The sequence below is a fragment of the Pseudoalteromonas atlantica genome (genome assembly GCA_007988745.1).
Taxonomy (GTDB): Bacteria; Pseudomonadota; Gammaproteobacteria; order Enterobacterales; family Alteromonadaceae; genus Pseudoalteromonas; species Pseudoalteromonas atlantica.
Genome location: BJUT01000008.1, coordinates 48,884 through 68,698 on the forward strand (window position 1 = coordinate 48,884; position 19,815 = coordinate 68,698).

Here is a 19,815-nt window from a genome sequence, read left to right on the forward strand (position 1 = left end):
AGGGCCAATTACAGTACATAATTGTATTCAGTTGGAAATCAATTAAGTACTACAATTGGCAAAATTTTTAATGACTGCAGATAACCTATTTATCTACGCGCATAGTATATACCAAAGCGACGTAAAATTGCGAGCCTACCCAAAGATAAAACGTAATCGCTTTTGCCACATTATTTTTTAATTGTTTTATCGCAAAGCGTTTAATTAAGCGTTTAATTTTTAGCTATGAAAAACCTTTAGATAACTAGGTGAATAATTCGCTATTAAATTGTTCTTAAAGATAATTTTAACGCAGTTATTGCAAGCGTTGCCTACCCTTAATTGTTAAGTGCTAGCACAAGGTTGGTGTTATTTATATTGCAGGGAGATTAAGTTAACGATGGAGTGTGAAGCGTTAAATTTAGGCACAAAAAAAGGAGCTATAAAGCTCCTTTTCTCGTAATCAAGTTCTTAGCGACGTAGGCCAAGCTCTTGGATTAACGCAGTATAACGCGAGATATCTTTACCTTTAAGGTAATCAAGCAATTTACGGCGAGTACTTACTTTACGAAGCAGACCACGACGTGAGTGGAAGTCATGCTTGTGGTCAGCAAAGTGACCTTGAAGCTTGTTGATATCAAAAGTAAGTAAAGCTACTTGTACTTCAGGTGAACCAGTGTCGCCTTCAGCACGTGCAAATTTAGCAATGATATCGATTTTTTCTTGATTGCTTAGTGACATAATAACTCCAAAAGTTAAATTTAATAGGTGCTTTAGCCGATCACTAATTCAGCCAAAACGATTAAGCGGGCGTATTCTACCAACTATGAGAATAACTACAAGTTAAAGTTTACTCGGGTTGCTGATTAGACAAGCCACGCTTTGATTTTAAATGCCCGTCAGGGTTGCGCTCACCGGTGCCAATAAACACACCATCAGCCAGAACTTTAATTGCCCCTTCGGGTAAATCAGTGCCTAGTACGACTGCTTGTCCATGGCTAAACGAAACGCCCTGCTCTTTGCTAATTTCTACAACGGGTAAATCAACCAATGCACTATCCATTGGCAATAGTAATTCATCAAGGTATGTAGAAGGGGCCACCTCTTCTTCTTTGGCCTTGGCTAATAAGGTTTCAAGGTGCTCAAGCGATACCATTTTATCTTTAGGGTAATGGCCAACCGCTGAGCGATGCAGCATAATAACATGTGCGCCACAGCCTAGGTTTTCGCCTAAATCATCAACAATGGTACGAATGTACGTCCCTTTAGATACATGGGCGGTCATTTGTACTTCGTTATTTGCTTCATCAAACTCATCAAGCGTTAAGCTAAACACGTTTATTTTTCGGCATTTACGCGGTACTTCAATGCCTTCACGCGCGTATTTATATAAAGGCTTACCTTCATATTTAAGCGCTGAGTACATTGATGGATACTGATCTGACTCGCCTAAAAACTTTTCAATTTCTGCAGCTAACTGTTCAGTGGTAACGTTTACGTCACGGGTTTCAACCACTTCGCCATCTGAATCAGAGGTAGTTGTGCGCTCACCTAACTTTGCTCTTACCACATAAGTTTTATCTGTATCGAGCAAAAATTGGGTAAACTTGGTCGCTTCACCAAAGCAAATAGGCAGCATGCCAGTGGCCAGTGGGTCTAGCGCACCGGTATGGCCAGCTTTTTGGGCAAAATAAATACCTTTAGCTTGCTGTAGGGCTTTGTTCGATGAAATGCCTTGAGGTTTGTTTAACAACAAAATACCATCAATCGGACGGCCTTTACTGCGTCTTGCCATTAGTCTTTAGTGCCTTCTTCGCTATCAGTTTCATCATCAACATGTTTAGCGTTATCTTCGCGAATAACAGAGTCCACTAAGTTAGAGATACGCATCCCTTCCATTAGTGAGTTATCTACTACAAATTTAAGCTCAGGCATTATACGAGCACGAATACGCTTACCCAATAACGAGCGGATATAGCCCGTTGCTTCGTTAAGTATTTTTGCGCTTTCTTTTGCTTTGTTTTCATCTTCGGTATTAAACACCGTAATAAAAACTTTTGCGTAAGATAAATCGCGCGATACTTCTACCGCAGACACTGTCACCATGCCTAAGCGCGGATCTTTAATTTCGCGTTGTAAAATTACAGCAATTTCTTTTTGAATTTGCTGAGCAACACGATCAGTGCGAGAAAATTCTCTCATGATTGTTTTCCTAAAACCATAACTTACTGAATTAAAATAATAAGTTAATTAAATAATGGATACAGAAATGGGGGCAAAGCCCCCATTTACAATCTTAGTTTACGAGCAATTAAAGTGTACGTTGTACTTCAACTGTTTCGAATACTTCGATTTGGTCACCAACGCGAACATCGTTGTAGTTCTTAACGCCGATACCACATTCCATGCCGTTACGAACATCTTGAACGTCATCTTTAAAGCGACGTAGTGACTCAAGCTCACCTTCGTAAATAACCACGTTATCACGTAGTACACGAATTGGTGCGCTGCGTTTAATAGTACCTTCAGTAACCATACAACCAGCAATTGCGCCAATTTTTGGAGACTTAAACACGTCACGTACTTCAGCAAGACCAATAATCTCTTGCTTAAACTCAGGAGCAAGCATACCAGACATGGCTTGCTTAACTTCTTCGATTAGCGCATAGATTACGCTGTAGTAGCGAAGGTCTAAGTTTTCAGTATCAATCACTTTACGTGCAGATGCATCGGCACGAACGTTGAAGCCAACTACGATTGCGTTAGATGCAGCAGCAAGTGTTGCATCAGTTTCGGTGATACCACCTACGCCAGAACCAACAATCTTCACTTTTACTTCATCAGTAGAAAGCTTAGTTAGTGAGTCTGAAATTGCTTCGATTGAACCTTGAACGTCTGCTTTAAGTACCACGTTAACTTCTGATACATCGCCTTCAGCCATGTTAGTAAACATGTTTTCAAGCTTCGCTTTTTGCTGACGAGCCAATTTAACGTCGCGGAATTTACCTTGACGGTATAAAGCAACTTCACGCGCTTTACGCTCATCTTTAACAACAGTCGCTTCATCACCTGCAGCCGGAATACCAGAGAGACCTAAAATTTCAACTGGAATAGAAGGACCTGCTGATTTAATGTCTTTACCGTTTTCGTCTTTCATTGCACGAACACGGCCGTATTCAAGACCACACAGTACGATATCACCTTGGTTAAGGGTACCTGATTGAACTAAGATAGAAGCAACCGGACCACGTCCTTTATCAAGACGAGATTCAATTACAACACCTGCTGCCATGCCTTCTGATGGAGCACGAAGCTCTAAAAGCTCAGATTGCATAAGAACAGCTTCAAGTAAGTCATCAATACCTAAGCCTGTTTTAGCTGAGATATGAACGTACTGCGTATCGCCGCCCCAATCTTCAGGGATAACGTCTAACTGAGCTAGCTCGTTTTTAACGCGATCTGGATCTGCGCCTTCTTTGTCCATTTTGTTTACAGCAATGATTAAAGGAACGCCAGCTGCGCGAGCATGCTGTACCGCTTCTTTAGTTTGTGGCATTACACCATCGTCTGCTGCAACCACTAAGATTACGATATCTGTCGCTTTAGCACCACGTGCACGCATTGATGTAAACGCGGCGTGACCTGGTGTATCTAAGAAAGTGATCATGTTGCCGTTAGTTTCAACGTGGTATGCACCAATGTGCTGTGTAATACCACCGGCTTCGCCTGATGCAACTTTAGCTGAACGAATGTAATCAAGCGTTGATGTTTTACCATGGTCAACGTGACCCATTACAGTTACTACTGGCGCACGCGGCTCAGACTTACCATCTTCATGACGGTCATTTAGTACTGTTTGCTCTAATTCGTTTTCTTTAACGATGATAACTTTGTGACCCATTTCTTCAGCAACAAGTTGTGCTGTTTCTTGGTCAATCACTTGGTTAATGGTAACCATGTCACCCATTTTCATCATTGTTTTAACAACTTCAGCGCCTTTAACAGCCATGCGCGATGCAAGCTCAGCTACTGTAATTGTTTCGCTAATACGCACTTCATTTTTAACATCGGCAGTAGGTTTTTGGAAACCATGTTGCAATGATGTAGGTGCTTTTAGCTTGCCTTTACGGCCTTTAGCGCCTGCAAATTTATCTTTTGCTGGGGCTTTTTTCTTTTTCTTCGCGCGGCGTGAACCTTGCTCATCACGTGCATCGGCAACATCTTCTGCCTCACGTGCATAAGTAGAAGTCGTAAGATGGTGATCCGCGGTTTCTTCGCGTTTCTTACGTTCTTCTTCTTCTTTTTTCCAGCGAGCTTCATTTTCTTCAGCTAGCTTTCTTGCCTCTTCTGCTTGACGTTTCGCTTCTTCTTCAGCTTTCTTCAATGCGGCCTCTTCTGCTTCTTTCTGCAGACGCTCAGCTTCGATGCGATCTTTCTCAGACTTAGCACTTTGCTCTGGGGTCATCTGCTGTTGTTTAGCTTTACGCTCTGCATCTGCTTTGCGTTTAGCTTCTTCTTTGGCTTTACGATCAGCGTCTTCTTTTGCTTTACGTTCTGCCTCTTGTTTCGCTTTTAATTCAGCGGCTTCTTGTGCAGCTTTTTGCTGCTCTTCGATACGCGCTTTTTCTTCAGCGGCTAGACGTTGCTGTTCTTGCTCTTGCTCCATTGCGCTCTTTTTCACGTAAGTACGTGTTTTGCGAACTTCAACTTGAACAGCCTTTGCCTTACCCGTAGAGCCCGTTACACTTAACGTGCTTTTGCTCTTACGTTGTAAAGTCATACGTGCTGGGCCATCTGAACCAGTACCACCGTGCGATTTGCTTAAGTGATCAAGTAACTGTGCTTTTTCAGCTTCAGTTACATTATCACCTGCTTTTTTAGTGATACCCGCTTGTGAAAATTGCTGAAGCAATTTATCAACAGTTGTACCTATATCGCCGGCTAGTTTTTCAACATTTACTTCTGCCATAGTGTGTAATACCTCCGTTAATAAATTACTCGTCTGCGAACCAACAAATATTACGTGCAGCCATAATTAGCTCACCTGCTTTTTCAGGTGTTAGCTCTGTAATATCTACCAATTCATCAATACCTTGCTCAGCTAAGTCTTCAAGTGTAATTACACCCTTGCTTGCCATAACAAATGCTAGATGACGCTCTAAGCCTTCAAGCGCAAGTAAGTCTTCAGCAGGCTCTACACCTTCTAAGCTTTCTTCCGTTTTAAGCGCTTTAGTGGTTAATGCATCTTTTGCACGTGAGCGCAGTAAATCAACCGTTTCTTCATCTAGGCCGTCGATTTCTAAAAACTCAGAAGCTGGCACATACGCTACTTCTTCAAGTGTTGAGAAACCTTCGTTGATAAGTAATGATGCAAATTCATCATCAATATCTAAGTTTTCAGTAAATAAGTTAATTAACTTATCTGACTCTGCTTCGTTTTTAGCGCGCATGTCTTCAACAGTCATTACGTTTAGTTCCCAGCCAGTTAATTGGCTTGCTAAACGAACATTTTGACCATTGCGACCAATTGCTTGTGCTAGGTTATCAGCTTCTACAGCGATATCCATTGAATGAGTGTCTTCATCCATTACGATTGAAGCTACTTCAGCCGGTGCCATTGCGTTAATAACAAACTGCGCTGGGTTGTCATCGTAAAGTACGATATCAACACGCTCGCCACCAAGTTCTGATGATACAGCTTGAACACGTGCACCACGCATACCAACACACGCACCTACTGGGTCAATACGCTTGTCGTTAGATTTAACGGCGATTTTAGCGCGTGAACCCGGATCGCGTGCTGCAGCACGAAGCTCAATCATTTCTTCGCCAATCTCTGGCACCTCAATGCGGAATAATTCCATCAGCATTTCTGGTTTTGAACGCGTTACAAATAACTGTGCGCCGCGTGCTTCAGGTTTAACTTCGTAAAGAAGACCACGGATACGATCTCCTGGACGGAAGTTTTCACGTGGCAGCATATCGTCACGGTAAATAACCGCTTCTGCGTTGTTACCTAAATCAAGTACGATTGCATCACGTGTTGCTTTTTTAACGACACCTGTTACTAGCTCGCCTTCTTGATCTTTATAAGCTTCTACAACTAAAGCGCGCTCAGCTTCACGTACTTTTTGTACGATAACTTGCTTTGCCATTTGTGTAGTTATGCGGTCGAATTTGATAGATTCAATCTGTTCTTCAACATAATCACCCAGTTGCAAGTCAGGTTCTTCAACTTGAGCTGCTTCTAATGTGATTTCGCTGTAAGGGTTTTCTAAAGAACCATCTTCTTGAACTTCTGCAATCTGCCAACGACGGAACGTGTCGTAATCACCGGTTTTACGGTCGATTGATACACGTACTTCAATTTCGCCATCGTGTTTTTTCTTTGTCGCTGTTGCTAGAGCGAACTCTAACGCTTCAAAAATCTTTTCTTTTGGAACCGCTTTCTCATTGGAAACGGCTTCAGCAACCAATAATATCTCTTTTGCCATGGGTAATGCCTCGCTTGCCCTATTCCTTCGCACTCGAATTAAAACTTTGCGATGATGTTCGCACGTTCGATATTGCTAAGCATGATTAAGTGCTCTTCGCCATCGCTTTTAAGTGTGATCATATCACTGCTAACTGCTACTAAGTCGCCTTTAAAATTACGGCGACCGTCTTGTGGAAGCTTAGTACGCACGCGTACTTCCTCTCCTTGCGCCTTCTCGTAGTGATCTTGTTTGAATAATGGACGATCAACACCAGGAGACGATACTTCCAAATCATATTCGTTTGTAATTGGGTCTTCGACGTCTAAAATCGCACTAATTTGGCGACTCGCATCCGCACAATTATCAACAGATATTCCATCCTCATGGTCAATATAAACCCTTAAGGTAGAATGGCGGCCTGCTTGTACAAACTCAAGACCATGTAATTCAAAGCCTAACATTTCTACTGCAGGCGTAAGCATGGTTAATAAATCTTGCTCAAGTTTTGTCACGAAAATCCTCCATACAAACAAAAAAAGGGCTTATAGCCCTAAAATACTGAGTTTAAGTTTTGATTTAATGACAAAGCCATAAATCAATGGTGCAGATACAACAACGCCCCGAACCAAGCGGGGCGTCACACCAATAAAGCATAAAACTGTGTGGCCTCAGGCCAAGCTTGGCTGCGGGTCATTACACTGACCAAATTAAACTACATTAGCTTAAACGCAAAACGCGCATTACTTAGAATGCGCGATATAGAATTAGTAAGGATATACCTACTATAAAAATTGGTTGCGGGAGCCGGATTTGAACCGACGACCTTCGGGTTATGAGCCCGACGAGCTACCAGGCTGCTCCATCCCGCGCCAATAGATATTAAACCTAAAATTCAATATCGCTGTTAGTGGTTAATCAACCGCTAAACAATGGCGGCTATTATAAGGATATACGGGGTAATTAGCAACCATAATAACTAATAAGTTTGATAAAATCAGTGAACCCCCATTTTAAGCTTCATCAGTATGTACTATGATTATGCAGACGTTAAAATGGTAATCGTAACGTCACTAATATGTACGTAAAAAGCCGTATATTCATAAATAAAATATCTAAAATTCATAAAACTGATACAATTTTGTGCTTTTTACGTTTAGATTACGTGCGATATTTGAGCAACGCACTATACTAAAAGCTCACCGATGTGGATAAAAATAAAAATTACAAAATTTAATGAGATTGCTAATGAATACTTATCAGCCACAGTTAATTAAAAGTTTGCATATAGTTAAGCCAAACTTTCATGCGTTTACCGCGCGCTTTCATGCAAAGCTTGAAGAGTCAAATATAACAATGCAGTACCCAAGTGCCGCTTATTTTAACGAAAAAAGTTATATTTTATATTGTGTTTTAGAACGTATAGTTAGGCATTTAGATAACCCATCTTCTGTTGCCCCATTTTTAACCTTTCACTTGCAATACTTAAAAAAGATGGGCGTTACGCCAAAAGAAATATCGCTACTATGCGATGCCTTTTACGATACCTTAAACGAGCACTTAGGGCGTTTATTCACCGCACAAACACAATTTGCTTGGCAAAAAGCGCTTCGTTATTTTGAAAGTTTTGCTAATACAACTTTGTTTAACAAAACAAATGTTATTTCGCTTGAGCAAAAAATCACTCAACTTCGCACAAGTAAGCTTTAAGTAACACAAGCCTCAGCTTTTATGCACGTATGAGCAAACTACCTAGATCCACGTTGTCGCTTTTTACGTACAACTAAATTTAGGTGGTTTATGGCTCATTATAAAGTGTTGCGCCTAATTTTAGGTGATCAACTCAATGCTTCGCATTCGTGGTTTAAAGAAAAAGAGCCTGATACGCTTTATTTAATTGCCGAGTTAAAACAAGAAACCAATTACGTTAAGCACCACGTGCAAAAGTTATGTGCTTTTTTTTATGCGATGGAGCGTTTTGCTACAGCTTTACAAAGCGCGGATTACAGCACACTGCACCTCACCCTTGATGATACCCACCAAGACAAAACCTTGCCTGTTTTACTCACGCGCATAGCCAAACAGTATCGTTGCAGTGAAATACATTATCAATACCCTGATGAATTTCGCCTCAAAGCACAGCTAAGTAAATTTAAAAAAGAGTCTGATCTTCTTGTTAAAGCCTATGACACCGAGCATTTTATGCTGCCATTTGAGCGTATTAACGAGCGGTTTGAAAAAAACAAACATGTGACTATGGAGCACTTTTATCGCGCTATGCGCAAGCAATATACTATTCTTATGGATGGGAGTAGACCGCAAGGAGGTCAATGGAACTTTGATAGTAATAACAGAAACAAATTTAAAAAAGCAGATTTAAACGCTATCCCCCCGCCAAAATTATTTAATAACGATGTAAGCTCTATCATTAGCAGACTTAAAAAACATAACGTAAATTACTTTGGTGAAATAAATCCTCAGCAGCTGCCATGGCCGCTCACTCGCAAACAAGCCAAAACGTGTTTAGAGTATTTTTGTACCCACCTGCTAAAAAATTTCGGCCAGTTTCAAGATGCAATGACCGACCAAGTTACAAATAACGCCAGCTTGTACCATAGCCGTTTATCATTTGCTTTAAACGCCAAGTTAATCCACCCGCTGTACGTTATTAGGCGTGTAATTGACGAATTTAATGCTCACCCCGACACAATTTCGATTTCTCAAGTAGAGGGCTTTGTTAGGCAAATTTTAGGTTGGCGTGAATATGTTCGCTGTATATATTGGACAAACATGCCCGACTATGCACAAAAAAACCAATTACAGGCCAACCAGTCGTTACCAGGGTACTTTTGGCAGGGTAATGTAAAAATGAACTGTTTAAGCCATGCATTAACGCAGAGCTTAGACACCGCATACGCTCATCATATTCAAAGATTAATGATCATTGGTAATTTTTGCTTATTAACAGGCATCGACCCTAATGAAGTCGACCAGTGGTATTTAGGGGTTTATATTGATGCCATTGAATGGGTTGAAATGCCTAACACCCGTGGCATGAGCCAATTTGCAGATGATGCTATTATCGCCACTAAACCCTATGCAGCCAGTGGTAATTACATCAATAAAATGAGCGATTACTGCAAAAACTGTCATTATGATGTTAAGCAAAAAATAGGTGAGAAGGCGTGTCCTTACAACAGCTTATATTGGCAATTTATGGATAAACACCGCGCATTACTTGAAAAAAACCCACGCATTGGCATGGTTTATAGAAACTGGGATAAACAAACACCTCAACTTCAACAGCAGACCTTAGCCCAAGCAAATTATTATTTAACACATATAAACGAGTTATAAGAACGAAAAAGCCGCCTCAGTTGAGGCGGCTACAATCAGGGAAAATGTTTATTAGCGATTATTTACCTTCGATTAGGTTTCCACCGCCAATTTCAATTTTACGAGGTTTAAGTGCTTCTGGGATTTCGCGCTCTAGATCAATGCTAAGCAGACCGTTGGCTAAATCGGCACCGAGTACTTTTACATGATCCCCAAGTTGAAACTTACGCTCAAAGTTACGTTCCGCAATACCTTGATGAATAAACTTGCGCTCTTCATTTTCATCTTTGTTTGGTTTAGTACCTGCAACTTTTAAAGTGTTGTTCTCTGACTCAATGGTGAGTTCATTTTCACTAAAACCAGCAACGGCCATAGTGATTCTGTATTTGTCTTTATCTAGTGCTTCGATATTATAAGGAGGAAAGCTAGGCTGCTTGTCTGTACGAGCTGCCGCATCCATTAAAGATGCTAAATGATCAAAGCCGATGAATGAACGATAAAGTGGTGATAAGTCTACTGTACGCATAATAATATCCTCATATTTAAGCGATATAATGTTGTTACTTTTCGTTTGAACAAGTACAACATAATTAAATTAATAATATAAATTTCAATAACTTCTGTATTTTTTGGGACCCATCAGGCGTCCTCACTAAACTATTTATGGGCAGTAAAATAGTTTTCAAGTAATTAAATTAAAAAAAGTGAAAAAAAATAAAAAAGGGCACAAAAAAGTGCCCTCTTCGTATATTCATCAAATTACTCAATACACGTTACTTAATAAAAGTACCGCGAATTGGGTAGTCGTTTTCGCGTGAAAATTTAATACCGCCTAGCACCTGCTTAAGGCTTGGGCGAACAAATGGGCTATTTGATTTATCAAGCATCTGTACTTGGTTATCTTCGTTTAAGACAATAATACAAGGCTCAGCAAATGGGTGATCTGTTTCAGCATCACTGCGCGGTTCACTAATGTATAAGCCTAAATCAGTCATTTGCTCAATGGTTAAATTGTAATAAAGAGGGAAATTTACGTCTATTTTTTCAAGATGCTTTTTAAGCTGCTCTTCGCTATCGCCACTTACTGCTACAACTTCTACACCTGCGCTGGCAAAATCGTCATGCATTGTTGCAAGCTCATTGAGTTGCTCGGTACATTTAGGGCAATGCTGGCCTCTGTACACCACTATCATTTTCCAAGGTTTGTCGCTTACGCGGTCAACTAAATTCACGTCATTGTTATCTAAATCGCTTACCACTAAAGGCTGCATTACACTCGCTGGCTGTAAATTAACGTTACTCATTATGATCTCCTTTTACTATTAAACTTAGGGTGTAGTAATAGAGCTTAGGGTATCTTTGTTTATTTCAACCATGAAAATGTAACTGAGAACGAAATGGCAGGCGACTCGCTTTTATTAAGTAGCCTTGTTTAATATGATTAGGAGAATTATAAGCTGTAAGCAGAATAATGAAATGTTAGATAAAACAGGCATCTTGCTCTTTTTAAGTAGCATTAGCACAGTATAAACACCAAGAAGATGTGAGCAAGAAGCGTAAAGCTAACTCCAGCCTTTTATTTTTCTGTAAATAGTCGAGGCGCTTACGCCTAAATAGGCCGCAGCAAGTGGAATGTTATCATCGCATACGGCTATTGCCGACTCTATTGCCCTTTTTTCAACTTGCCACAGGGGCTCTATGTCGTGTACGCCCATAAGCGAGTTAGTTTGTATTTGCTCTGCAGATTGAGACGAGCTGGTATTTTTGATTGGAATAGCAGAATTAACACCAAATGAGCTTGGCAACATATCTAACTCAACTACGTCACCCTCGTTGATAACAACGATATTTTCGATAACATTTTGCAGCTCACGGATATTACCGGGCCAATCGTAGTTGCAAAAAAGGTTTTCAACTTCTTTTGAAAAGCGATGGAATAATTTAGCGTTACTTTCACTTTTTTGCTTTAAAATATGCATTGCAAGCAACATTATATCGCCAGCTCGTTCGCGTAGCGGAGGTAACTTTACAGGAATAACATTAAGCCTATAGTATAAATCTTCTCTAAAACGCCCTTCGGCAACTTCAACTACAGGGCTTCTATTTGTTGCACACACTAGCCTTACATTACTGTGTAAAACCTCGCTACTGCCTACCCGATTAAACGCACCCGTTTGTAAAAAACGTAATAACTTAGCTTGTAGGTTGAGCTCCATTTCACACAGTTCATCTAAAAATAAAGTACCACCGTTTGCAACTTCTACAGCCCCTTTCCTGTCACTTAGCGCTCCGCTAAAGGCCCCTTTTACATGGCCAAAAAACTCTGACTCAAATAACTCTCCTGGAATAGCAGCACAGTTAATTGCAATAAATGGCCCTTCACTTCGTGGGCTAGTGTCGTGCAAAGTTTGCGCGCACACCTCTTTACCTGTGCCACTCTCACCGGTAATAAAAACACATGCTTTGCTTCGCGCTGCACTATCTAAAAGCCTAAACACCGTTTGCATTGCTAACGATTCACCAATAAACCCGGAAGTGTTTTGCGCTTTCTGTTCTTGAATTTTAACTGCAGGAGGTGCTTTTTGCGAAAGCGCGCTATCTACGGCGCTCACTAAGCGCTGGCCTGAAAACGGTTTTTCTAAAAAATCAAAACCACCTAAACGCATTGCCTCTACTGCAACATCAATAGAGCTATTTGAGGTGATCATGACTACGTTAGCGGGCTTTTCTTGCTTTTTAACAAACTGCAGCACTTCTAAGCCACTAATATCGGGCAAACAAACATCTTGGACAATGACATCAGGCATCATCTCTTTTATACCTACCAAGGCAGAGTAGCCATCGGTAAAGTGTTTACATTCGTGCCCTGCTTGCTCTAATTGGCTCGCATAAAGAGCCCCGCTTGCAATGCTGTCTTCTACTATATAAACCAGTGATTTTTTTTGAGAATCGTTCATGGCAGAGCCTTTTAGGTAATATTATTAGCAATAACTTGGTATGCAGCGTGGGTTTTTTCTAGATTATGTTGAACGATCTGAGCAGCGTGAATATTTTCTTCAATGGTAACAGGGGGGTAATCATGTAATTGACTGGCAAGGGCTGCCAAAGTTAATGCGCCATATAGCGCCGCAGAATTTTTAAGTACGTGCATTATATCTTTAATATTATCTTCATCTTGCTCATCAATTGCATTTTTAAGACGAACTCGCATTTCTTCTAATTCATTAATAAATAAGTTTACCAGCCTTACTAAAGTGAGTGAGCCAACATCTTGCTCTAATTGCGCTAGCACATGAGCTTGAGTGATGGTGTTATCAATATATTCTTCAGGTATTGGCATATTAGGCCTTTATTTATTATTGTGATACAAAGCTTTTATACTTTTAGAGTAAGTCGTTTTTCGCATTTTGCAAATCTAAACATTAAGTTAAGTGTACATTTTTACCCATGTCGCCGTATTATTAGCTAAACTACTTGGTCTTCCGAGTAAGTAACCTTGTGCTACATCACACCCTAGCTGCTCTAATATTTGTAATTGTTCGCGCTGTTCAATCCCCTCAGCAATGGTTTCTAACCCGAGTCTTTGCGCCATAGCAATAATTGCGCTACACAGGGTAAAGTCTTCATTGTTCGTTGTAATGCCACTTATAAAGCTGCGATCTATTTTTAGCCCATCAATATTAAACTGCCTTAAAAGGCCTAAAGAGGCATAGCCCGTTCCAAAATCGTCTAGCCAAATTTTTACCCCTTCTTTATGAAAATGCTCAAATGTTTTAGCAATACGCTGCGGACTTTTTATTAATGCTGTTTCTGTTAATTCTACTTTTATGGCTGCGGGGTCTATTTGATACTTATCAAGTAAGCTCATTACTTTGGAAAACACATCCCCTTCAATAATTTGTACCGGCGAAATATTCAATGAAATAGTTATATCATTCATACCTATTTTTCTCATTTGGCTTAAATCGCTTAGGGTTTGCTTAAAAATCCAATCACCTAAATCTAAAATCATACCTGACTGTTCTACATGCGGAATAAATTCATCTGGGCCAACAACACCATAGCGTGAAGATTCGCAGCGCACTAATGATTCAAAGCCAACTAATTGCCCACTTGTTAAAGATACAAGCGGCTGGTACACCATATTAAAACAATGGTTTTTCATTGCATGAGCCATAATTTGCTCAAGTTCATGCCAGCGTGCAATGTTGACCGTATTGATAGGCTCTAAACTTTTAAAAGCATTCATAAATTTCTCCACAAATAAGGGCTCACCGTAAGCTTGTTACATAAATTGCAAATTACAGACCAAAACGAGCCGTCAAAAACAAAAAATAAATGCATAAAATTCAATTAGTTAAAGTCGGGTTGTTAGTCTAAAGTTATTGATATATATATTTGCATTTTGCAAATCACACTGACACGCAAGCTGATTTAGAGTGGGAGCGGGAGTAAGCGATGGTTTGGGTATAAAGTGGCTTTAAAAATAAAAAGGCTGACCTAATTGCTTAGAGTCAGCCGAAATAAATACTAAAGGAGAAGTATTGTTTAGTTGTTTAAACCTTGTGTGCCTGATTGGGCAGATTGCTCATCTATGTTTTGAGCGTAGTTTAATGTGTTGCTTTCAATAGTGGCATTATCTAAATCACTATTGTTAAATTTATTGGTGAACATCTCGGTATTACCTTTATTAACAGGTTCAATAGTAACGGTGCCTCGCAGTGCTGTTGCACCAACAATAACAGCTGCAACAATAATAATAGACAGCACCATTAACTCTGGAGTAAGAACAAAAGACATTTTTTTTGGTTGCTGTTTAACTTTAGTATTAGTTTGCATAATGGACACCCTTAAAATTTATTTAACTACTTAGCAAATTTATATCAATGATAACTTCGCTCTACTTGGTGTTTATATTGCGAAAGCCATGCCAAAATAAATTTAATGATGATAAAAAATTTAAGTCTTTATAAATCAATGGGTAAATTAATTACTTTGATAGGGATAATAAAAAATAGCTGAGCGGATATTTGCATTATGAGATTTCAATTTCATTTTGATTTGCAAAATGCAAACCAATTTAAAAATAACCATTAAGAACCAACCTACACAACCCAATCAATTAAAAAGGATTAGTATTTCAGCATTATTTACAGTTTTGCTTAATATATTAAGGCTTTTTAGGCAGTAAAAGTAATTGACTACGCATTACTCAATCGCCATCGCTTTTTTTGAGAAAACAGTCAATTTTAACCTTTTGAGGTTAAATTTTTGCTAAACTCACTATTTATGTTTGTTTACTTAACAACTAAAAACTTTAATCATAAATACCTTAAGGCCATCTATAACTATTAACCTAAAAGCACGGTTGCATTGCTTGTTACTTTAATAACGACCAAATTTCGTTAATGCGCTCTAACTTAGAGTGTTTAGCGTCATTAAGTTTTGGTAAGTATTGATTTAAGAGCAAATTGAGTTTTTCGCTAATAATTGGTTTAGCTAAATAGTCATTCATTCCTGCTTTAATAAAACGCTCTTTATCTCCATGAATCGCATTCGCTGTTAACGCTATAATAGGGGTGACAATAGCTAACTCTCTGATTTTTTTAGTGGCAGAAATACCGTCTAAAATTGGCATTTGAATATCCATAAATATTAAATCTATTGTTTGCGTTTTAACTTTTTCAATCGCCTCTTGCCCATTACTGGCTATTTTAACTAAGCACCCTTGCTGCTCTAAAAATTGCTGAATCACAATTTGGTTATTTTTATTGTCTTCAACCACGAGTACGTGCGTACCTTTAAATGGCTGAGCATTAATAGTGGCTGTGTTTAGTGTGGTTTCTTTTTTATTAGTAAAAATAATATCAAGATGAAAAAGCTCTTCCTCAAGCGCAGCAATCGCTCTGGGCAAATGCGAAGGCTTAAAAGGCCCATTAAACATCAACATACCAGAGCTCGGCGCCTCTGTTTTTTGGTTTTTACCCAGTAGGTCTATGAGTAATAAACACGGTTTATTTAGGCTCTTATAACTTTTTAAAAATTGTTGCGCTGCGTCTAAATCGGCTTTATTAGTGGTAACAATAGCGTCGGGCGTATTGATACTGTCTAGCTTTTCGATGTCCTCAAGGCGTGAAAAATCTATCGAATGGCGAGTAAGCATATGCTCTATCGCCGTGTTTAATGGCAAGTTTTTACTTATCACACACACATAGGGCTTTTTGGCTCTGGCAGAAAAGCCTTCTCTTTGCACCTGCTCGCTTGTATCTATTAATAAAGGGTAATTCACAATAAACTCACTCCCTTTACCAAACTGCGAGTTAACAGTAATGCTGCCCCCTGCAGCATCACATATTTGCTTACATATGGCTAAACCTAAGCCACTGCCGCCATATTCCCGAGTGATAGAGTTATCCGATTGTATAAACGGCTTAAACATACTCTCGAGCTTGTTTTGCGCAATGCCTATTCCTGTATCTTTAAAACTAAGCTGCAACGTAAATTTATTATTTTCAAACTCAACACACTGTGCTGTCACTATAAGTGAACCTTTTTGAGTAAACTTAATGGCATTTGAGAGTAAATTTATTGCAATTTGCCTTATACGACCATGATCGCCCACCACCTGCGCAGGAACATCAGGGTGCAGATCAAAAATAAGTTCGAGGCCTTTTTGCACGGCGCTTTCACTTACAATATCGATAGCCTCTTCTAAGCAAATATCGAGGCTAAATGGCTGATTATCTATTGAGATTGCTTGCGCTTCAAAGCGTGAGTAGGTCAGCACGTCATCTAAAATACTCAATAATGCATCTGAACTTGTTTTAATCATTTGGGTGTAACGTTTTTGATCTGTTGTAAGCCCAGTGTCGTGTAAGATATCTGCACAGCCAATCACTGCATTTAAAGGTGTGCGTATTTCATGGCTTATATTAGCCATAAAGCGACTTTTAGACTCAGCCAACGATTCAGCCTGGTGCTTAGCATCTAAGAGTATTTGTTCCGCTATCACACGTTCTTGAATATCAACCACGGTCGCCGCTATAGACGTTAAGTGTGTGCCATTAAATGAGGTAATTGGTGTGAGGGTCATTTCAACCCAATTTGGCTCATTAAGCGCGTTGGTTAACCTAATATCCAAACGTTTAACTTCTCGGTTGCCACTACTGTAGCCTGTAAGAGCTGTGTTTAGCTTTTCCACATCCTCACCCATTACAAAATTAGCAATGGGTAAGCCAAGGTGTTTATTTATGTCTGTTTGGAAAAAATTTTGCCATGCTTTGTTCATAAACAATAAACCGCCCTGCGCATCTAACCTCAATACAATATCAGGGATGTTATCGACCACAGAGTGGTAGTTATATTCTATTTCAGCCATGGCTTGTTCAGCTTTTACACGCTGGGTAATGTTGGTTTCTATGGCTATAAAATGCTTAACATTACCGTAATCATCTTTTACGGGGGTGGCATCAATAGCAACCCAGTATTCGTTTTTATTTTTATCATAATTAACGGTTTCTATTTGAAAAGGCTCGGCATTTTTAATCGCTTTAGCCATTAACTGGCGCGACTCTAGGCTTGTTTTAGGCCCTTGCAACAGTTTGCCAGGGCTAAGCCCGATGACTTCTTCACATTTATAACTAGTAAGCGTTTCAAAGCTTTTATTAACCCATTCTATTTTGCCAAATCGGTCGGTAATTATAACTAAATTATTGGTGTGGCTTGCCACTAAAGAAAGTCGCTTAGCGTACTCTTGTTGCTGGGTGAGTAAGTATTGGTAGTCTTTATGTCGTTGAATGTCGTGTAACGAGCCAATAAACCCGCCGCTATCGTCGCAGGCCAAGCGCATTTCAAACCAGTTAGTAAGGCCGTCATTATTTTTTACTTGCAGCTCTATACTGGCACTAAAAACGCCTTCAAAAATAGACTCAATATACGCTGACAGCTTTAACGAGTCTTTGGTCTCTAACAGCGATGTGATTTTTTTACCTATGAGCATGGCCGGCGTAAAACCCAACTTATTAAGCCATGCTTCGTTCACGTAGCTAAACACTAAATGTTTATCACATTCAAATACACACTCATCAAGTAAGGCAAGTAACTTAGTTTGCCTGCGGGTGTTTGCAGAAAGCTGCTCTATTAGCGCGTAATGAACTTGTACTTGTAGCTCGTCTTTTTCTTCCATATGCGCCTCATTCATTTACTAGTTCTGTATGGCTGCACACCTTGGCATAAAGCGGAAAAACCTCTTCACAGTAAAATGATTGCTCAAACGGCGTTCTGCTTGATGTACAGTCATTAAGTACCGTCACATTAAAGCCAAGCTCTACCGCAGAACGCGCCGTAGAGTCAATGCAAATAGAGGTCACCGTGCCTGCTAAAACAATGTTAGTGATGCCATTTTTATTAAGCACATTTGCAAGCTCTGTATGAGTAAACGCATTTAACCCGCGTTTACCGGGTATTTGCATAATACGTTTGCCATATTTATTAAACTCTTTAATGCCTTGAGCACCATAAGAGTCGGCTTTAAAAGCCCCTACTTCGGCAATCACTTTTAAAATACCAATTGGGTTTTTAAGCTCGCTATAATCTTGTGTAAAGTGAATAGGCGTACTGAGCACTAATGCAAATTTATCTATGTATTTGTCGAGCAGCGCTAACGTGTTATTTACCACGCCGGTTACTCTTGATGACTCTTCAACCACTTGGTATAAAATGCCATCAGGCGAAAAGTAATCATTTTGAAAACCAATGAGCAGCAAAGCTGTTTTTGATAAATCGTTCATAACGTCCTCCTAAACGGGCCTTTAGGCAGCTTGCCAAGGCTTAATAAACTCTTCTAATACAGCTTTTGTTACCGGTTTTTGAAGATAGTGCGTCACCCCTTTTTCGAACAACTGAGCAATTTGTTGCTCCTCAGTAATGCCCGTTAAAATAACTTTTGGCGTGTTATCGTTTGGGGTGTTTTGTTTAATGAGCTGCTGAGCTACATCACTGCCAAACATACCTGGCATACGCTCATCTAACAGCAGTAAATCGAAAGGTTCTTGCTGGGCAATAAGTAAGGCACTTGAGCCATTTTCTGCACAGGTTACTGCGCAGCCAAGCATTTCAAGCATGACTTTGGTCGCAACTTGGCTTGGCAAGCTGTCATCAGCAACCAATACAGATAATTTGCTGTGGGTATTTAAATTATTAACCGCATTAACTAAGTCAGTATCAAAAAACGGCCACGCCAATACAGGTTGAGAAATAGCGTGATGGCTTTGCAGCTCACTGAGCGCATCAAATGCGCAAATTTTTATACTCTGAGACGCCCCATTATTTAAAAAATCACTCGCAAGTTGCTCTGCAGATAGGTGACGCGCATCTTCAATTTTTAAAGCGTTGGTGTGGTTGCTGTCGGCGAGTTTTAAACCATAGTTTTGCGCACTAAAATTAACTAGATAATGAATGCTTTGCTCTAAGTCGTCTTTATTATTGGCTGCGCTAATAAACTCTTTGTTTGTATCTACCGATGAAATTGGCTCACGGGTTGCAAGTAAACCGTGTATATCAATGGTGTGCATTTCAGGATTCGAATCTACCCAGTAATTTAAATTAATGCCCTGTAAATTGGCCTCTACTGTTAGCAAAAAATGGCTTTTAGCGGCTTTTAGCGAAGGTAAAATAAACGCTTCACACTGGATAATCATTTGCTCAGGAGACACCTGTAAACAAATATAATTACACTGTAATTTGTTGATGAGTGTAATTGCCACATTTGTGTTGTCTGCTTTGCAAAAGCGGGCAATTACCCCTTGAATAATTTCTAAAACATGGCTGTTATTACTCATCATCGTTCCTAATAAGAATGGCTCTGTAGTTAAATATCAATTTACATGCCACTTGCAGCGCCTTTACTAATACGATGAATTCATTAGATTTAAAAATTACACATCCTTTACATAAATGCGCTTTTGCAAATTGCAATTCAAAATGCATGGCAAATGAGTAATTAAGCGAGTTAACAGTAAAACAGAAT

General features: G+C 39.6%; 17 protein-coding genes and 1 tRNA gene. 2 read left to right on the forward strand and 16 right to left on the reverse strand.

Annotated elements, in window-relative coordinates:
* Nucleotides 1-450: 450 nt before the first annotated feature.
* The 7 genes from rpsO to PAT01_RS05975 form a co-directional block, all read right to left on the reverse strand.
* Nucleotides 451-720 (reverse strand): 30S ribosomal protein S15, encoded by a 270-nt coding sequence (rpsO, locus tag PAT01_RS05945; protein WP_004585888.1) that lies wholly within the window; start codon nucleotides 718-720, stop codon nucleotides 451-453.
* Nucleotides 721-829: 109 nt separating this feature from the next.
* Nucleotides 830-1,774, reverse strand: a complete 945-nt coding sequence (gene truB, locus PAT01_RS05950) for a tRNA pseudouridine(55) synthase TruB (RefSeq protein WP_054982205.1) — start codon at nucleotides 1,772-1,774, stop codon at nucleotides 830-832.
* On the reverse strand, nucleotides 1,774-2,181 hold the full coding sequence (rbfA, locus tag PAT01_RS05955; protein ID WP_004585886.1) for a 30S ribosome-binding factor RbfA: 408 nt from the start codon (nucleotides 2,179-2,181) through the stop codon (nucleotides 1,774-1,776). Before rbfA ends, truB begins: the two co-directional genes overlap by 1 nt.
* Nucleotides 2,182-2,290: 109 nt before the next feature.
* A complete protein-coding gene (infB, locus tag PAT01_RS05960; protein ID WP_004585885.1) occupies nucleotides 2,291-4,948 on the reverse strand; it encodes a translation initiation factor IF-2 in 2,658 nt (885 codons plus the stop codon).
* Nucleotides 4,949-4,973: 25 nt separating this feature from the next.
* On the reverse strand, nucleotides 4,974-6,473 hold the full coding sequence (nusA, locus tag PAT01_RS05965; protein ID WP_004585884.1) for a transcription termination factor NusA: 1,500 nt from the start codon (nucleotides 6,471-6,473) through the stop codon (nucleotides 4,974-4,976).
* 38 nt (nucleotides 6,474-6,511) lie between these two features.
* Nucleotides 6,512-6,967 carry a ribosome maturation factor RimP gene (gene rimP / locus PAT01_RS05970; RefSeq protein ID WP_004585883.1) on the reverse strand — a complete coding sequence of 152 codons (456 nt, stop codon included), beginning with the start codon at nucleotides 6,965-6,967 and terminating at the stop codon, nucleotides 6,512-6,514.
* Nucleotides 6,968-7,247: 280 nt separating this feature from the next.
* Nucleotides 7,248-7,324: transfer RNA gene (locus PAT01_RS05975), tRNA-Met, on the reverse strand.
* 376 nt (nucleotides 7,325-7,700) lie between these two features.
* Between PAT01_RS05975 and PAT01_RS05980 the strand changes: the two genes are divergently transcribed.
* Both PAT01_RS05980 and PAT01_RS05985 read left to right on the forward strand, forming a co-directional pair.
* Complete coding sequence (locus PAT01_RS05980; RefSeq protein WP_004585882.1) at nucleotides 7,701-8,162, forward strand: globin; 462 nt, start codon at nucleotides 7,701-7,703, stop codon at nucleotides 8,160-8,162.
* A 90-nt stretch (nucleotides 8,163-8,252) separates the two neighbouring features.
* Nucleotides 8,253-9,809, forward strand: a complete 1,557-nt coding sequence (locus tag PAT01_RS05985) for a cryptochrome/photolyase family protein (protein WP_138577438.1) — start codon at nucleotides 8,253-8,255, stop codon at nucleotides 9,807-9,809.
* A gap of 58 nt (nucleotides 9,810-9,867) precedes the next feature.
* Here the strand turns inward: PAT01_RS05985 and PAT01_RS05990 are convergent, their stop codons facing one another.
* The 9 genes from PAT01_RS05990 to PAT01_RS06030 form a co-directional block, all read right to left on the reverse strand.
* Entirely contained in the window at nucleotides 9,868-10,314 is a 447-nt protein-coding gene (locus PAT01_RS05990; RefSeq protein ID WP_004585880.1) for an Hsp20 family protein, read from the reverse strand.
* Nucleotides 10,315-10,561: 247 nt separating this feature from the next.
* Nucleotides 10,562-11,092, reverse strand: coding sequence for a peroxiredoxin-like family protein (locus tag PAT01_RS05995; RefSeq protein ID WP_054982203.1), 531 nt, complete (start codon nucleotides 11,090-11,092; stop codon nucleotides 10,562-10,564).
* Between the two features lie 258 nt (nucleotides 11,093-11,350).
* Nucleotides 11,351-12,745 carry a sigma-54-dependent transcriptional regulator gene (locus PAT01_RS06000; RefSeq protein WP_138577440.1) on the reverse strand — a complete coding sequence of 465 codons (1,395 nt, stop codon included), beginning with the start codon at nucleotides 12,743-12,745 and terminating at the stop codon, nucleotides 11,351-11,353.
* 11 nt (nucleotides 12,746-12,756) lie between these two features.
* A complete protein-coding gene (locus tag PAT01_RS06005; RefSeq protein ID WP_138577442.1) occupies nucleotides 12,757-13,128 on the reverse strand; it encodes an Hpt domain-containing protein in 372 nt (123 codons plus the stop codon).
* A gap of 87 nt (nucleotides 13,129-13,215) precedes the next feature.
* Complete coding sequence (locus PAT01_RS06010) at nucleotides 13,216-14,037, reverse strand: putative bifunctional diguanylate cyclase/phosphodiesterase (RefSeq protein WP_235207553.1); 822 nt, start codon at nucleotides 14,035-14,037, stop codon at nucleotides 13,216-13,218.
* 299 nt (nucleotides 14,038-14,336) lie between these two features.
* Nucleotides 14,337-14,627: a hypothetical protein gene (locus PAT01_RS06015; protein ID WP_138577444.1), complete on the reverse strand. Its 291-nt coding sequence runs from the start codon at nucleotides 14,625-14,627 to the stop codon at nucleotides 14,337-14,339.
* Nucleotides 14,628-15,168: 541 nt separating this feature from the next.
* On the reverse strand, nucleotides 15,169-17,988 hold the full coding sequence (locus PAT01_RS06020) for a PAS domain-containing hybrid sensor histidine kinase/response regulator (protein WP_138577446.1): 2,820 nt from the start codon (nucleotides 17,986-17,988) through the stop codon (nucleotides 15,169-15,171).
* Complete coding sequence (locus PAT01_RS06025; protein ID WP_138577448.1) at nucleotides 17,981-18,577, reverse strand: cysteine hydrolase family protein; 597 nt, start codon at nucleotides 18,575-18,577, stop codon at nucleotides 17,981-17,983. Before PAT01_RS06025 ends, PAT01_RS06020 begins: the two co-directional genes overlap by 8 nt.
* 21 nt (nucleotides 18,578-18,598) lie before the next feature.
* Complete coding sequence (locus tag PAT01_RS06030) at nucleotides 18,599-19,630, reverse strand: response regulator (protein WP_273605736.1); 1,032 nt, start codon at nucleotides 19,628-19,630, stop codon at nucleotides 18,599-18,601.
* Nucleotides 19,631-19,815: the final 185 nt, after the last annotated feature.

Bases quoted from the DNA above. Each gene is read 5' to 3' on its own strand.
- rpsO (WP_004585888.1), bottom strand. From the start codon at position 720: ATGTCACTAAGCAATCAAGAAAAAATCGATATCATTGCTAAATTTGCA.
- truB (WP_054982205.1), bottom strand. From the start codon at position 1,774: ATGGCAAGACGCAGTAAAGGCCGTCCGATTGATGGTATTTTGTTGTTA.
- rbfA (WP_004585886.1), bottom strand. From the start codon at position 2,181: ATGAGAGAATTTTCTCGCACTGATCGTGTTGCTCAGCAAATTCAAAAA.
- infB (WP_004585885.1), bottom strand. From the start codon at position 4,948: ATGGCAGAAGTAAATGTTGAAAAACTAGCCGGCGATATAGGTACAACT.
- nusA (WP_004585884.1), bottom strand. From the start codon at position 6,473: ATGGCAAAAGAGATATTATTGGTTGCTGAAGCCGTTTCCAATGAGAAA.
- PAT01_RS05980 (WP_004585882.1), top strand. From the start codon at position 7,701: ATGAATACTTATCAGCCACAGTTAATTAAAAGTTTGCATATAGTTAAG.
- PAT01_RS05985 (WP_138577438.1), top strand. From the start codon at position 8,253: ATGGCTCATTATAAAGTGTTGCGCCTAATTTTAGGTGATCAACTCAAT.
- PAT01_RS05990 (WP_004585880.1), bottom strand. From the start codon at position 10,314: ATGCGTACAGTAGACTTATCACCACTTTATCGTTCATTCATCGGCTTT.
- PAT01_RS05995 (WP_054982203.1), bottom strand. From the start codon at position 11,092: ATGAGTAACGTTAATTTACAGCCAGCGAGTGTAATGCAGCCTTTAGTG.
- PAT01_RS06000 (WP_138577440.1), bottom strand. From the start codon at position 12,745: ATGAACGATTCTCAAAAAAAATCACTGGTTTATATAGTAGAAGACAGC.
- PAT01_RS06005 (WP_138577442.1), bottom strand. From the start codon at position 13,128: ATGCCAATACCTGAAGAATATATTGATAACACCATCACTCAAGCTCAT.
- PAT01_RS06010 (WP_235207553.1), bottom strand. From the start codon at position 14,037: ATGAATGCTTTTAAAAGTTTAGAGCCTATCAATACGGTCAACATTGCA.
- PAT01_RS06015 (WP_138577444.1), bottom strand. From the start codon at position 14,627: ATGCAAACTAATACTAAAGTTAAACAGCAACCAAAAAAAATGTCTTTT.
- PAT01_RS06020 (WP_138577446.1), bottom strand. From the start codon at position 17,988: ATGAATGAGGCGCATATGGAAGAAAAAGACGAGCTACAAGTACAAGTT.
- PAT01_RS06025 (WP_138577448.1), bottom strand. From the start codon at position 18,577: ATGAACGATTTATCAAAAACAGCTTTGCTGCTCATTGGTTTTCAAAAT.
- PAT01_RS06030 (WP_273605736.1), bottom strand. From the start codon at position 19,630: ATGATGAGTAATAACAGCCATGTTTTAGAAATTATTCAAGGGGTAATT.